Annotated in this window: 12 protein-coding genes; 7 read left to right on the top strand and 5 right to left on the bottom strand. The window is 50.8% G+C overall.

Translation table 11 applies throughout. The annotated features are described in order from the left end of the window. Nucleotides 1-191 precede the first annotated feature (191 nt). The 4 genes from ABEB26_RS00660 to cydC all read left to right on the top strand — a co-directional run bounded on the left by ABEB26_RS00660 (nt 192) and on the right by cydC (nt 6,225). Nucleotides 192-1,568: a cytochrome ubiquinol oxidase subunit I gene (locus ABEB26_RS00660; protein WP_345720010.1), complete on the top strand. Its 1,377-nt coding sequence runs from the start codon at nt 192-194 to the stop codon at nt 1,566-1,568. Between the two features lie 19 nt (nt 1,569-1,587). Then, entirely contained in the window at nt 1,588-2,601 is a 1,014-nt protein-coding gene (gene cydB / locus ABEB26_RS00655; RefSeq protein WP_345720009.1) for a cytochrome d ubiquinol oxidase subunit II, read from the top strand. Nucleotides 2,602-2,795: 194 nt separating this feature from the next. Further along, entirely contained in the window at nt 2,796-4,427 is a 1,632-nt protein-coding gene (gene cydD, locus ABEB26_RS00650) for a thiol reductant ABC exporter subunit CydD (protein ID WP_345720008.1), read from the top strand. Nucleotides 4,428-4,596: 169 nt separating this feature from the next. Then, the gene (gene cydC, locus ABEB26_RS00645) at nt 4,597-6,225 is read left to right on the top strand and encodes a thiol reductant ABC exporter subunit CydC (protein ID WP_345720007.1); all 1,629 of its coding nucleotides are present in this window, start codon (nt 4,597-4,599) and stop codon (nt 6,223-6,225) included. A 227-nt stretch (nt 6,226-6,452) separates the two neighbouring features. Here cydC and ABEB26_RS00640 read toward each other — a convergent pair whose 3' ends face one another. The 3 genes from ABEB26_RS00640 to ABEB26_RS00630 are packed head-to-tail and all read right to left on the bottom strand — an operon-like array spanning nt 6,453 to nt 8,633. Next, entirely contained in the window at nt 6,453-7,265 is an 813-nt protein-coding gene (locus ABEB26_RS00640) for an ABC transporter permease subunit (RefSeq protein ID WP_345720006.1), read from the bottom strand. Next, nucleotides 7,255-8,157, bottom strand: a complete 903-nt coding sequence (locus tag ABEB26_RS00635; RefSeq protein WP_345720005.1) for an ABC transporter ATP-binding protein — start codon at nt 8,155-8,157, stop codon at nt 7,255-7,257. Before ABEB26_RS00635 ends, ABEB26_RS00640 begins: the two co-directional genes overlap by 11 nt. Before the next feature lie 2 nt (nt 8,158-8,159). Beyond that, complete coding sequence (locus tag ABEB26_RS00630) at nt 8,160-8,633, bottom strand: GbsR/MarR family transcriptional regulator (protein ID WP_345720004.1); 474 nt, start codon at nt 8,631-8,633, stop codon at nt 8,160-8,162. A gap of 175 nt (nt 8,634-8,808) precedes the next feature. On the opposite strand from ABEB26_RS00630, the gene ABEB26_RS00625 reads away from it, so the two are divergent. From ABEB26_RS00625 to mnmG, 3 genes are all read left to right on the top strand, one after another. Next, a complete protein-coding gene (locus ABEB26_RS00625) occupies nt 8,809-9,207 on the top strand; it encodes an ArsR/SmtB family transcription factor (RefSeq protein WP_345720003.1) in 399 nt (132 codons plus the stop codon). Beyond that, nucleotides 9,204-10,139, top strand: a complete 936-nt coding sequence (locus ABEB26_RS00620; protein ID WP_345720002.1) for a cation diffusion facilitator family transporter — start codon at nt 9,204-9,206, stop codon at nt 10,137-10,139. The genes ABEB26_RS00625 and ABEB26_RS00620 overlap by 4 nt, the downstream gene beginning before the upstream one ends. Before the next feature lie 236 nt (nt 10,140-10,375). Next, a complete protein-coding gene (gene mnmG, locus ABEB26_RS00615) occupies nt 10,376-12,328 on the top strand; it encodes a tRNA uridine-5-carboxymethylaminomethyl(34) synthesis enzyme MnmG (RefSeq protein WP_345720001.1) in 1,953 nt (650 codons plus the stop codon). 169 nt (nt 12,329-12,497) lie between these two features. Here the strand turns inward: mnmG and ABEB26_RS00610 are convergent, their stop codons facing one another. Both ABEB26_RS00610 and ABEB26_RS00605 read right to left on the bottom strand, forming a co-directional pair. After that, nucleotides 12,498-12,893 (bottom strand): Zn-ribbon domain-containing OB-fold protein, encoded by a 396-nt coding sequence (locus tag ABEB26_RS00610; protein WP_345720000.1) that lies wholly within the window; start codon nt 12,891-12,893, stop codon nt 12,498-12,500. Continuing rightward, nucleotides 12,894-14,048: a thiolase C-terminal domain-containing protein gene (locus ABEB26_RS00605; RefSeq protein ID WP_345719999.1), complete on the bottom strand. Its 1,155-nt coding sequence runs from the start codon at nt 14,046-14,048 to the stop codon at nt 12,894-12,896. It abuts the gene before it with no gap. Nucleotides 14,049-14,056: the final 8 nt, after the last annotated feature.

Here is a 14,056-nt window from a genome sequence, read left to right as displayed (position 1 = left end):
TGACTGCCTGACCAACAGCTTAACGAAATTAACACCAAGGTAGTGGGATCTTTACGCTATTATGCCGATTTAGCCACCATGCCCGCCTCGCGATTCGATACCATTTAACTAGTGCATGTTGACTACGACCACCTAGCCAACAAGCATCTGCGGCAGACGTTCCTAAAATCCATGCTCAAGGAGTACGTCGTATGGATGCATTGATTCTTGCTCGTTGGCAATTTGCCGTTACAACGGTTTATCACTTTTTGTTTGTGCCGCTAACAATCGGGCTTTCGTTTTTTGTGGCTTTGCTGCAAACGATCTACTATCGCACTGGCGATGTCACCTATAAACGCATGACCAAATTTTGGGGTCATCTGTTTTTAATCAATTTTGCGATTGGCGTAGCCACAGGGATTGTCCAAGAGTTTCAATTTGGTATGAATTGGTCGGAATATTCGCGCTTTGTCGGCGATATTTTCGGCGCTCCGCTGGCCATTGAAGCCTTGATGGCCTTCTTTATTGAATCGACCTTCTTAGGCATTTGGATCTTTGGCTGGGATCGGATACCCAAACTAGCTCACTTGGCCTCGATTTGGCTGGTGGCGATTGCCACAATGCTCTCCAGTTTATGGATTTTGATCGCCAATTCGTTTATGCACCAGCCAGTTGGCTATGTGTTGCGCAATGGTCGCGCCGAAATGGCTGATTTTTGGGCCTTGCTGACCAATGGCCACGTGTGGGTGCAATGGCCGCATACGGTTACTGCTGCCATGGTCACGGCGGCATTTTTCGTTTTGGGCATTAGCGCATGGCAATTGCGCAAACAGCCCAAACCTGCCGATCGCCTAATTTTTCAACGCTCATTCAAATTGGCCTTAGGCTATGCCTTGGTTTCAACAATTTTGGTGATGGTGGTTGGGCATAATCAAGCCCAATATATGATCAAAGTGCAGCCAATGAAAATGGCCGCCGCCGAAGCATTGTGGGAAACCGCTGATCCTGCGCCGATGTCGTTGTTTACCGTTGCCAATGTGCCCGAACAACGCGACCGCTTTGTGGTTAAAGTGCCAGGTTTGCTGAGCTTTTTGGCCTACAATCGTTTTGATGGCGAAGTCAAAGGCATCAAAGATCTCCAAGCTGAATTTGAGCAAACCTATGGCCCCGGCAATTACACCCCCGATGTCTTTATGACCTATTGGATGTTTCGAATTATGGTTGGCTCAGGGATGGCGATGTTTGGTCTAGCGATCATTGGCCTCTTTTTCAGCTTGCGCAAGCGCTTAAACTTTCCAAATTGGTATTTGTGGCTGATGACCTTGGCGCTTAGTTTGCCCTATATCGCCAACGCCAGCGGCTGGATTTTCACCGAAATGGGCCGCCAACCATGGATCGTCTATGGCTTGCTGCGCACCAGCGACGGGGTTTCGACGGCAGTTTCTGGCGGCAGCGTGCTGACCTCGTTAATTGGGTTTAGCCTGATTTATCTGGTCTTGATTGGAGTCATGGTCTTTTTGATCGTGCGCGAAGCCAATCATATTCCCGATGCTAGCCCTGCGACGGTCGAAGCTGATTTAGCGCTCTAAGCTGAAAGGATGGTATGCCATGGATCTGAATAGTATCTGGTTTGTGCTGGTGGCGGTGCTATTTATTGGCTTTTTCATCCTCGAAGGCTTCGATTATGGCGTTGGCATGCTCTTGCCATGGCTTGGCCGCGATGATCAAGAGCGCCGCGTGGTTATCAACACGATTGGGCCATTTTGGGATGGCAACGAGGTTTGGGTGCTGACCGCAGGCGGGGCGATTTTCGCGGCCTTTCCGGAATGGTACGCTACCTTGTTTAGCGGTTTCTATTTGGCCTTGTTTTTAATGCTCTGTGCCCTGATTGTGCGGGCGGTGGCCTTTGAATATCGCAGCAAAGTATCCGACCCACGTTGGCGCACAACCTGGGATTGGGTGATTTTCTTCGGCAGCACTGTGCCAGCCTTGCTCTGGGGCGTGGCCTTGGGCAATTTGTTGCGCGGCGTGCCAATTGATGCCGATAAGCAATTTGTGGGTAATTTCTTTGATTTGCTGAATCCGTATGCCTTACTGGTGGGCTTGACCACGCTGAGCATGTTTTTGCTCCACGGAGCTTTATTCCTCAATTTGAAAACCACCGACGAACTGCGTGAGCGTTCGTTGAAATTGGCTCAGCGTATCGGCCCTGTGGCCACAGTGCTGATTTTGGCCTTTATTGTGGCAACCTACACCGCGACCGACACATTTAGTCGGCTTGGAGTCAACCCTGGGATTATTCCAGTATCGGCCTTGTTGACCTTACTGGGTGCTGGCTGGTTTGTACATACCAAGCAAACTGGTTGGGCCTTTATCATGACCTGCCTGACGATTGGGCTTTCAGTGATCACGATCTTTATGGCTTTGTTCCCCCGGGTGATGATATCGAGCCTCGACCCAAACTGGAGCCTAACGATCTACAATGCCTCATCAAGCCCTTACACACTCAAAATTATGAGTTTTGTCGCCTTAATTTTTGTGCCGATTGTCTTGGGCTATCAGGCATGGACTTATTGGGTCTTCCGCCAACGAGTCAGCACAAAATCAAAATTAACCTATTAAACGCAGGGGTCAGGGGCTGGGGATCGGGGTCCAGTTAAGTTTTGATCCACGAAGAACACGAAGCGCACAAAGAGCGAGGGATAAGGGAACGTGGGTCAGGAATTTAGATGAGCAGTGCTAGCCTGAATCCTGACTCCTAGTCCCTGAACCCTAGACCCTGAATCCTTTGCTCTATGTTCTAAGGAAGCTGGTTCATGGCAACCGTCGAAGCCCAATTTAAATCGAATCTTCAGCCGAGCAAGGTGTGGTTATGGCTAAGCATTGGCTTGCACAGCTTAGTTGGCTTGGCCACGGTGGCAATCGCCATCGGCCTAACCAGTATTATTGCGGGCGTTTTTCGTGATGGCTTGGGTTTGGCCGAGCTGTGGCCATGGTTTCGGGCGATTATCTTGGTTGTTCTGCTGCGTTTTGGCTTGCAATGGTTGGCCGAATCGGCGGCTCAACGTTTTGCCCAAAACGTCAAACAACAACTCCGCCAACGCCTCGTTGGGCAAATGCTGGCGCTTGGACCCGCTCAAGGCCAACAATCTGCTAGCGAACGAGTGCAGATTTTGGGCGAAACGGTCGAATTGCTCGATGATTATTTGGCGGGCTACTTGCCCCAACGTATGCTGGCGGCAATTGTGCCATTGTTGATGATCGCTTGGGTTTGGCCGTATGATCGATTATCGGCGATCGTTTTGGCCTTGACCGTGCCAGTCAGTGTAGTGATGTTGGTGCTAGTCGGCTTGCACACCCGTGATCTAAGCCAACAGCGTTGGGTGCAGTTGCGCCGCCTGAATGCCCGCGTGTTGGATTTACTGCAAGGCTTAACCACGCTCAAAGTGTTTGGCCGTAGTCGTGCCCAAATTCAACAGATTGACCAACTTAGCCGCAAGTTTACCGACGCAACTTTAGCGGTGTTACAAATTGCCTTCGTTTCGGCTTTGGTGCTGGAATTGACCGCTAGCCTTAGCACAGCGGTAGTCGCGGTCGAAATTGGCTTGCGTTTGCTGAATGGCAGTTTGCAGTTTTACGATGCCTTGTTGGTGCTGGTTTTGGCTCCTGAGGTTTATGCGCCAATTCGGGCCTTGGGTGCGCAACATCACGCTGGCATGCAAGGGCTTGAAGCCGCCGAGCAGATTAATCATTTTTTGGCTCAGCCACGAGCAGATGTTGCAACTGTGGGCAACATTCAGCCAGTGCTGGGCGATCTGATGGTACACAATTTAGCAATTTGCTACGCTGCGGATGAGCCAAATGTGCTGCAACAAGGCAATTGGCACTTTCCCCAAGGCCAGCATAGCCTGATTCAAGCGCCTAGCGGTGCGGGCAAAACCAGCCTCGTGTTGGCCTTGTTGTGCTTAATTCAGCCAACCGCTGGCGAAATTAACTTGGGAGCTACACCGATCGATCAGCTTGATCTCAAGCAATGGCGCAGCATGATCGCCTATATTCCGCAGCATCCCTACCTTTTCAATGGCACGATTGCCCAAAATATTACCTTAGCCAAACCTGATGTTAGCCCTGAGGCGATTCAACAGGCAGCGATTTGGGCTTGTGCTCACGAGTTTATTGAGCAATTGCCAGCCGGGTATGCCACGTTGGTAGCCGAAGGTGGCACAAATTTAAGTGGTGGTCAACGCCAGCGGATCGCGATTGCTCGCGCCATCCTCAAAGATTGCCCAATTATTCTGGCCGACGAACCGTTTGCCCATCTCGATCAGGCTACTGCCCAGCAAATTCGGCGCAATTTGGCCGAGTTGTGGCGTGGCCGCACGGTCATCGAGTTTTCGCATGAGGTTGACCACGAAGAACAATTTAACGCAGATGAAGAACGTTTTTAACCACGAAGAACGCGAAGCGCACCAAGATTGTTTAAGGATCATCGATTGTTTCAACAAACAGCGGCGCAATTCATTAATCTGTGAGCATCTGTGGCAAAGACTTCGCGTTCTTCGTGCACTTCGCGGTTTCAGCCATTTTTGCACCGTGTAGATCATAAGGACTAATCGCTTGAAGCGTTTATTACAATTATTCTATGCCGAACGTTGGCAGGTGCTCTTGGTAATTGGGCTGGGTTTTGCCACGGTTGGCAGCAGCGTTGGCCTGCTTGCTACCTCGGCCTATTTGATTGCCAAAGCCGCCCTAATGCCCTCGATTGCCGAGTTGCAGGTGGCGATTTTGGGCGTGCGCTTCTTTGGGATTGCCCGTGGCGTGTTGCGCTATGCCGAGCGCTATCTCTCCCATCGCCTGACGTTTCAGATTTTGGCGCAATTGCGTTCATGGCTATACGCAGCCTTGGAGCCGTTAGCACCCGCCCGTCTATTGCACTACAGCCGTGGCGATTTACTAACCCGCACGATCAGCCATATCGATAGTTTGCAACATTTGTATGTGCGGGCGATTGCTCCACCGTGGGTCGCCTTATTGGTCGCCTTGGCCACCAGCCTGCTAATCGGCTCGTTTGTTTGGCAATTGGGCTTGGTATTGTTGCTTTGCCATCTGTTAATTGGGGTAGCTGTGCCAACCTTGAGCCTGTGGCAAAGCCGCCAACCTGGAGCCAAGGTCAATCAACAAAAACAGACTTTGAATCAGGCAGTGGTTGAGGCAGTTGCGGGTAGCGCTGATATTATGGCGGCCAATGCTGAGTTATTAGTGCAGCAGCAATTGGCCCAATTAAGCCAGCAACTAGCCAATAGCCAACGCCACTTGGCCAATGCGCGGATCACCAGCACCAGTTTGCTGAATGCTTTGGTGATGTTGAGCACGTTGTTGATGTTGGCGCTGGGCAGTTGGTTTGTTGATCAGGGCCAGCTTGATCCGCTATATCTAGCCGTGATTGGACTGAGCACCTTGGCCAGTTTTGAGGCACTGGGTAGCCTGATTCAAGCAGCGCATATTTGGCAAAGTAGCCAACAAGCGGCGAAGGCCATGTTTGAATTGATTGATGCCCCGCCAGCGGTCAGCGATCCAGTTGAGCCAAGCAATCTACCAACTTCAAGCCAAATTCGGTTTGAGCATGTGAATTTTGGCTATGTGGAAAACCAGCCTGTGCTGCGCGATGTGAGTTTTGAACTGAACCCAGGCGAAATTGTGGCTTTGCAAGCGCCGAGTGGAGTGGGCAAAACCACGGTTGCCCACTTGTTGCTACGCTTTTGGGATGTCCAAGCAGGCGCGATTTACTTAGGCGATTGTGATATTCGCCAGTTGCGGTTAGCCGATTTACATCAGCACATTGGCTATGTTTCGCAGTATACCGAGCTGTTTAACGGCAGTTTGCGCGATAATTTACGTCTTGCTAATCCCAATACCAGCGAAGATGATCTAGTACAAGCTTTGGAAGTCGCCCAACTCAGTGATTTGCAAGCCAAACTTCCGGCTGGCTTGGAGACATGGATTGGCGAACAAGGAGCCAAATTAAGTGGCGGCGAACGCCAGCGCTTGGCGTTGGCACGAGTGCTACTTAAACCTGCGCCAATCTTAATTCTCGATGAGCCAACCGCTCAACTCGATTATGCCAACGAAGCCGCTTGGCTAGCCGCGCTCAAGCCCCTGCTGGTGGATAAAACTGTGCTATTGATTAGCCATCGTACCGCCGTGCAAGCCTTGGCTGATCGCGTCGTTCAGTTAGAAAAAGCATAGCGTTAGCAAAGGCCTGATCGCTCATCGACTAAGTGGTGTTCTGCTACGAACCGAACTATGATAGGTTCATCGTTGGATGGATGCCCTGCTCAAATTGTCCTTTTGGGGGTGCAGGGGGCTGAAAACCCCCTGCGTTTCCCTCCGGTGGAGGGACGGAAGGGTGGCGATCCAATAGAAACCAAGGATCAGAATCAAGAATGCATTTCAAGTCTATTCAATATGAATAGCTAAACCGCCACATCACGGCGCTCGAATAGTTTGACTGCAGCAAAGCCACACAGCACGATCACACCGCCCAAGACCAAAATTGGCAAATAATGGAAGCCGTGTTTCAATGGTTGGTTGTAATCAGCGTAGTAGAATGGCGAGAGTTTTTGAAATGGCTCAAGCCAATCGATCACGCTGGCTAGCGAATTGGCGAAGTAGCCAATCACTGCCAAAATCGTTGCGACAGCCATGCTCATGGCCCGTTTGCCTGTGGCAGCCCCAATTAATAAGGCGATTGCCCCAAAACAGAGCGCCATCAAACTCATATTAAAAGATGCAGCGCCCAGCTCGGCAGCACCAATCTCCATATCCAGCAAGACTGCGCCAATCCACAGGCTGAGCCATGTAATCAAGCCCATGGCAATCGAAAGCACGCTCAGCGCGGCGAAGCTTTGCCAAACAATCGTTGAACGCCGAATTGGGTGGGCCAGAATTAAATCAAGCGTGCGAGCTTCTTCCTCGCCCGCAATCGCCCGTGAACCAAGCCCAATCGTAAAAATCATAACGATTAGCGGCAGCATAAAGCCAAACAACCGCCCTTGAATATAGCCGGCTGGTGTGATCAAATTGGCGACATCGGTTACTCCGAAGGCTGCTAACATCTCTTTGGGCATGGCTTCCATGGCTTTGGTAAGCTGTTCGCTGGTGGCAGGGTTACGCATTGCTGGATAAAACCCCATCAGCATCGCAATCAGCACAATAATTCCTAGCCCCCACCAAAGTAATGAGCGGCGGCGTTCGTAAATGGTTTTGGTAAAAATATTACGCAGCATCGCTCACTTCTCCTTTGTAGTAGGCCAAGAAAATATCTTCCAAATCGGTAGCTTGGCTAACCAAATCGTGTAATTCAAATTGGGCCGCAGTTTTGATTAACTGGTCAATCGAGCCAGTCACAGCGCAGTGCACATGGTTGCCGAGCACTTGCAGGCCATCGATATTCGGAATATGGGCAAATGCACTTGGCTCAACTGGTTGGGCAAAATAGAGATCGATGGTACGCCGCGCCCGCTCCTTGAGTGCTTTAACTGTATCAATTGCCAACAACTTACCCGCCCGAATAATTCCTACCCGATCGCAAATATGGTCAACTTCCGACATCACGTGCGACGATAGAAAGACGGTGCGGCCAGTTGCTTTGGCTTCGAGCACCAGTTGATAAAAGGTTTGCTGCACCAACGGATCAAGCCCACTGGTCGGTTCATCGAGAATTAAAAGCTCAGGTTTGCCCATAAATGCCTGCACAAGCCCAACTTTTTGCTTATTGCCCTTGGAGAGCGTGCGAATTGGTCGTTTTAAATCCAGCTCCAAACGCTCGGCCAATTGCTTAATTTCTTGCTGGCTCACATTGCCGCGTAGCTGGCCAAAATAATGCAACATCTCCATGCCAGTCATTTTTTCGTACATCACTAATTCGCCAGGCAAATAACTAATTTTCTGGTGAATCGCCACCGAATCGCGCTGCGAATCGAGGCCAAAAATTTGGGCAGTACCGCTGGTTGGCCGAATAAAATCTAAAATAGTTCGAATTGTCGTGGTTTTGCCAGCCCCGTTCGGCCCCAAATAACCAAATACTTCGCCTTGCTGCACTTGCAAATTTAAATTATCAATTCCACGATTTTTGCCATAGGTTTTGGTCAGATTCGTGGTTTGAACAACCGTGGTCATGGTTATTCCTTTCGTTCGTTGCGCCATTTTTCAATAAGCAACGGTAATTCACGCTCAAAAAATGTATATAAATCACGCATTTCGCGCAATCGTGCGCCTTCTTCGCCCTCAGGATTGGTCAATAAATCCAAGCCTTGTGTGGCTAATTCGCGAAAAGCGCCGACCGTTTGAAATTGTTGGGCCAGCAAATCGGCCCATGTCCCTTTGCGAATTTCAAAATAATCGCGACGGTCGCCTGGCACGGCAGTTTTGTTGATCAAGCCAATTTGCAACAACCAGCGCGTCATCGTGCTGATCGAGCCTTTGCTAGCGCTCAACACCTGCCCAAGCTCCGCCGCGTTTTGCTGCGGTGGATCGCAAATCAACAACCAGCCCATAATTCGACCAGCCATACGCGGTATTCCCCCAGCTTTTTCGTAAAAAACGGCAATGCGCTCGGCATACGCTAAACGTGCTTGTAGATTATCTATGGCCATAGTTCATCCTGTTCAGTACTGATTGAACAAGAGTAGCACGTTTAACATGTTCAGTCAAGATTGAACATATTGAAATTGATACGTGGTCTAAAAGAAAAGGTTGCTAAACGCTTGACGTGATACGATCGATTTGATAATTTAGCAATTGTGCAATCGTTCATTTGAGGTTTAGCGCATGGTTGAACATGAAGATGGAATTAACCCAGCGATGGTTGAGCGTGGGAGGCAAATGCTCCACGACGACGAAAGCTATTTTTTAATGGCCGAAACCTTTCGCGCTTTAGCTGATTCGACGCGGGTCAAAATTGTTGGTTGTTTGCTTGAGCAAGAGCTATGTACTGCTGATCTGGCGGCAATTTTGCATTATTCCGAATCGGCAGTTTCGCAACATTTGCGGGTGTTACGTCAGTTGCGCTTGGTCAAACAACGCCGCGAAGGCAAATTGGTGTTTTATAGCCTCGATGATGACCATGTGCGGGTGCTGGTGCTGGTTTGTCTGAATCATATTCGCCATGGCTCCACGCCTGATCCATCGGTTGCGCCCATTTTAGCTGTCTTGGAGGAAGAACGATGAGCGGACATCACGACCACGGACATCATCACCATCATAGCGTGCCTGCCGATGCTGGTGGCCGCTTAATTTGGGCCTTGGTAATCACGTTTGGCTTTGTGGGCGTTGAAATCGTTGCTGGGTTGTGGTCCAATAGTTTGGCCTTGCTCACCGATGCCGCGCATAATGCCAGTGATGTGTTGGCGCTGCTGATTAGCTGGATTGCCCTCTGGCTTACCCGCCGCCCAGCCCATGCCCGCAAGACCTTTGGCTACCATCGTGCTGGGATTTTGGCGGCCTTTGTTAATTCGCTCACCTTGGTTGGCATCGCCTTGGGCATTGGCTGGGAAGCAATTGAACGCTTGCGCAGCCCCTTGGAAGTTGATGCTCCAGTGATGATCGGGGTTTCCTTGTTGGCGGTCTTGGTTAATGCTGGTACGGCATGGCTGGTGCATCGCGGCAGCGAAAACGACCTTAATTTGCGTAGCGCCTTTGTGCATTTGATGGGCGATGTGCTTTCCACAATTGGCGCAACGATTGCTGGGGTTTTGATCTTCTTCACCAATTGGCGCTGGCTTGATCCGCTGGTTTCGGTGTTAATTGCAGGCTTTATCATTTGGCATGCATGGCAAATTCTGCGCGATTCGATTGATGTCTTGTTGGAAGCCACTCCACGCGATATTGATGTGGAAAAAGTGGTCAGCGATTTGCAAACCATTCCTGGGGTGCAAGCGATTCACGATTTGCATATTTGGAGCATCACCGCCAGCATGCGAGCGCTCTCAGCCCATGTTGTGACCGATCAACAAGGCCCACAGCGTAGCCCACAATTGATTAGCACCATCAACGAGGTGCTTTGTCATCGCTACAACATTGGCCATGCCACGTTGCAACTTGAATGTTCATGTAACACGCCGCAACTCTATTGCACCCTGACCGAGCAACATCAACATTGAGAATTATGAATTATGAAGGATGAGGGATAAAATTTAACCACGAAGGACACGAAGAAATGAGGCTATAGGCTATCGGAACAATTGTTGGCATTTCTAATCAAGCTCCGATAGCTTCATAGCCCATAGCCTTACTTCGTGTCCTTCGTGCTCTTCGTGGATCAAAACTGCCGATCCCCAAAATATCAAGTTTGCGGTACAATAAACTATCGTGTCCTTCACTTATGTCTTGTTGAGCTATGCTAAATTTAACCTATGATGTGGTCGTCGTTGGCGGCGGACATGCGGGCTGTGAAGCGGCTTTGGCGGCTGCTCGTATGGGTTCGCAAACCCTTTTGCTGACGATCGATCTTGATAAATTGGCGCACATGTCGTGCAATCCATCAATTGGCGGCCCAGCCAAAGGCAACCTTGTGCGCGAAATCGACGCACTCGGCGGCGCGATGGGGGTCATCACCGACCGCACTTTGATTCAGATTCGGCTGCTGAATGAAACTAAAGGCCCAGCCGTGCAAGCCTTACGCGCTCAAAGCGATAAGCGTTTGTATGCCAAGGCCATGAAAGAGTTTCTTGAAGCGCAGCCAAATTTAGCGCTTAAACAGGCCATGGTTGAGCGCATCATCCCCTTGGCTGATCAAACTGATGGGGCTAAATTTGCCGTCGAAACCCAAACGGGCTGGCAATATCGTGCCAAAGCCTTGGTTTTGACCACGGGCACATTTTTGCGTGGCCGAGCGATCACTGGCGAATCGATCATCCCTGCTGGCCGTATGGGCGAGCAGCCAGCGATCAATCTTTCGAGCGATCTAAGTCAGTTGGGCTTTCCATTGGTGCGCCTGAAAACTGGCACGCCACCACGGATTGATGCCCGAACTGTCGATTTTAGTGGGCTAGAAATCCAGCCAGGTTCCAGCACGCCACTGTATTTTGGCTTTAATTATGATGGTCAGCGGCCTGAATCGCTGGTGCATGGCCCGCCCAACCCAATTTACCCTGAGCCGATGCTCGATGGCTGGCAACCACAATTGCCCTGCTATCATATTTACACTACGCCCGAATTTCACCAGCATATTCGTGATAACTTGCATCGTGCCCCGATGTTTAGCGGGGTGATCGAGGGTGTTGGGCCACGCTACTGCCCATCAATTGAAGATAAAATTGTGCGCTTTGCCGATAAAGAATCGCATGGGTTTTTCCTAGAACCAGAAGGCTGGGAAACCCTCGAAATCTATGTGCAAGGTTGTAATACATCGCTGCCCGAAGATGTGCAATGGGCCATGTTGCGCTCGATTCCGGCTTTGCGCAAGGTCGAAATTATGCGGGTTGGTTATGCAATTGAGTATGATGCAGTCGCAACTGGCGAAATCACCGCTTCGTTGGAAGCCAAACGCCTACCACATCTCTTCTTTGCTGGCCAAATTAATGGTACAACTGGCTATGAAGAAGCTGGTGCTCAAGGCTTGATGGCGGGGATCAACGCTGCTTTGAAGGTTGCCGAGCGTGCACCATTCATTTTGCGCCGCGACCAAGCCTATATCGGCGTGATGATCGACGATTTGGTGACCAAGGAAATTCGCGAGCCATATCGCATGTTCACCTCGCGAGCTGAGCATCGCTTGTTGTTGCGTGGCGATAATGCTGATCTGCGGCTCACACCATTGGCGGCAGAACTTGGTTTGGTCAGTGCCGAACGCGCTGCCCAAGTTGAGCGCAAACAATGGGCAATTGATCAAACAACCCAGCAATTGCGGGGTTTACGCTACACGCCCAGCGCTGAAACCAATGGCCGCCTACAAACTGCTGGGATTGAGCCATTGTTGCAACCTGCTTCAGGCGAAGATATTCTGCGGCGGGTTGGGGTCAAGTATGCCCAATTGGCCGAAGTTCAGCCTGATCTGCCAGCGATTGAGGCCGATGTCGCTGAGCAAGTTGAGCTAAGCGCCAAATATGCGGTTTACATTGCCAAAGAGCAAGTCTCAGTTGAGCGGGTGCGCAAAATGGAAGATCGGCGCTTGCCTGCCGATTTGGATATTGAGGCGATTCCCAGTTTACGGATCGAAGCACGGCAGGTGCTCAAACGCTTCCGCCCAGCAACCTTGGGTCAGGCTTCACGCTTAGCAGGCATCAATCCCGCCGATATTGCCCACCTGCTGATTCACCTTGAACGCCGCGAACGGGCAACGGTAGAATAGGTTTTAGGGGCTAGGGGCCAAGGATTAGGAAGTTTTTAACTGCGAAGGACACGAAGATCACGAATGTTGAATTAGTTGGAAGCTTGAAATTTATACAAATTTCAGAGAACCACTTAACTCAAACTTAGCGATCTTCGCGTCCTTCGCGGTTTCACCTTAACCTAATTTTTTAATCAACGAGTTTTGGTCGGAATTTATAGCCATACACCAACAAATCATCTTCGCCGACTTTGCCCCAACTGCGGGTCACTACTTCCATCGCCATGCCAATCTGCAACTCGCTTGGCTCGCAATCGGTCAATTGAGCAGTAATCATACAACCATCAGCCAGCTTGATCATGCCCACCAGCACAATTGGCTCATGGTCGAATTCGCTGCGATTGCTACGTTGGGCTGTCCACGAATAAAGTTCGCCAGTGTTGGCTAATTGATAAGGCTGCCAAGCATCGCTGGCCTCGCCTAATTTGGCTGGTTGAGCCGGAAAACGCACCCGCCCATCGTTATGGCGCTGGCCTTCGAGGCGATAGCGTTGGCCTTTGAGTCGCCATTGTTTGGGTAAATTCATCTAGACCTCCGCTACTTGCAAAATATGAGTCACGGCAGTTGCGCCAACTCCACCTAAACATTGGGCGAGCGCAGTTTTGGCATTAGCAACTTGGTTAGCTCCTGCTTGGCCGCGTAATTGAGCGACCAATTCAACCACTTGATAGATTCCGGTCGCACCACCAACATCGCCGCGAGCTTTGTAACCACCAGCAGTTGCTAGCGGCAAAGCTCCCATTTTGGCAATCACACCTTCGGCGGCCAATTGAGTGGCATGGCCGCGTTCAGCATAGCCAAGTGCCTCTAAACTTAGGGCGGCGGCAATCCCGTGCGGGTCGCTTAATTCGATGATGTTAATTGCATCGCGCTTGAGTTTAGCTTGTTGCAACGCGTTGTTGCCACTGGCTGCTGCCGTTTCAAGCCACAACAGATCGGGCCTTTGGGCCAAGGCAACGTTGGTACTACTGGTCGCGCTGCCTACAATTGCAATTGGCTGCGCCACTTCGCGGGCATAGCGTTGGCTGACCAATACCACTGCTGCTGCACCATCGGCGACCGTCGAGCAATCGAGCATATTCAATGGCTCGGCAATTTGGCCTGCATTGGCCCATTTCTGAGTATTGATTGCAAAGCGATACAACGCATGGCGATTACCCGCCCCATTGGCATGAGCATTAACCGCAAATGGCGCGAAGGCAGTGGCGGGTAATTGATATTCATGCAAATAACGTTGCATCAACAGTGCCCAAGCCCCAGTTAATGTGAGACCCAGTGCCCGTTCAAGCTCGCCATCCAAGCCCAAGGCCAGGGCAGCTTGCAAGGCGGCATCGAGTTTGTCGGTGGCTTTTTCAACCCCCAGCACAACCACCACATCGGCTTGGCCACTGGTAATTGCCAAATAGCCTTGACGCAAAGCCAATGCACCGCTAGCGCCAGCCGCTTCAACCCGCACAGCTTCACAGTTCAAGCCCGCCGCACCAGCGATATACGCGCCTAGTTGGCTTTGCTCACTGAGCGTATCGCCTAGCGCATTGCCAACATATAAGGCCTGAATTAACGTTGGGTCAAGCGTACCGACTGCGCCATGCAGCGCCTCTAAGGCCAAATCCAGCAACGAACGATCATAATGTTCGCGAACGGCGGTGCAAGCTGTGCCTGCAATAAAAACCTGGTGCATGCTCCTAC

This window comes from Herpetosiphon gulosus, from assembly GCF_039545135.1.
Lineage (GTDB): Bacteria > Chloroflexota > Chloroflexia > Chloroflexales > Herpetosiphonaceae > Herpetosiphon > Herpetosiphon gulosus.
This window is presented reverse-complemented; position numbering and strand designations above follow the sequence as displayed.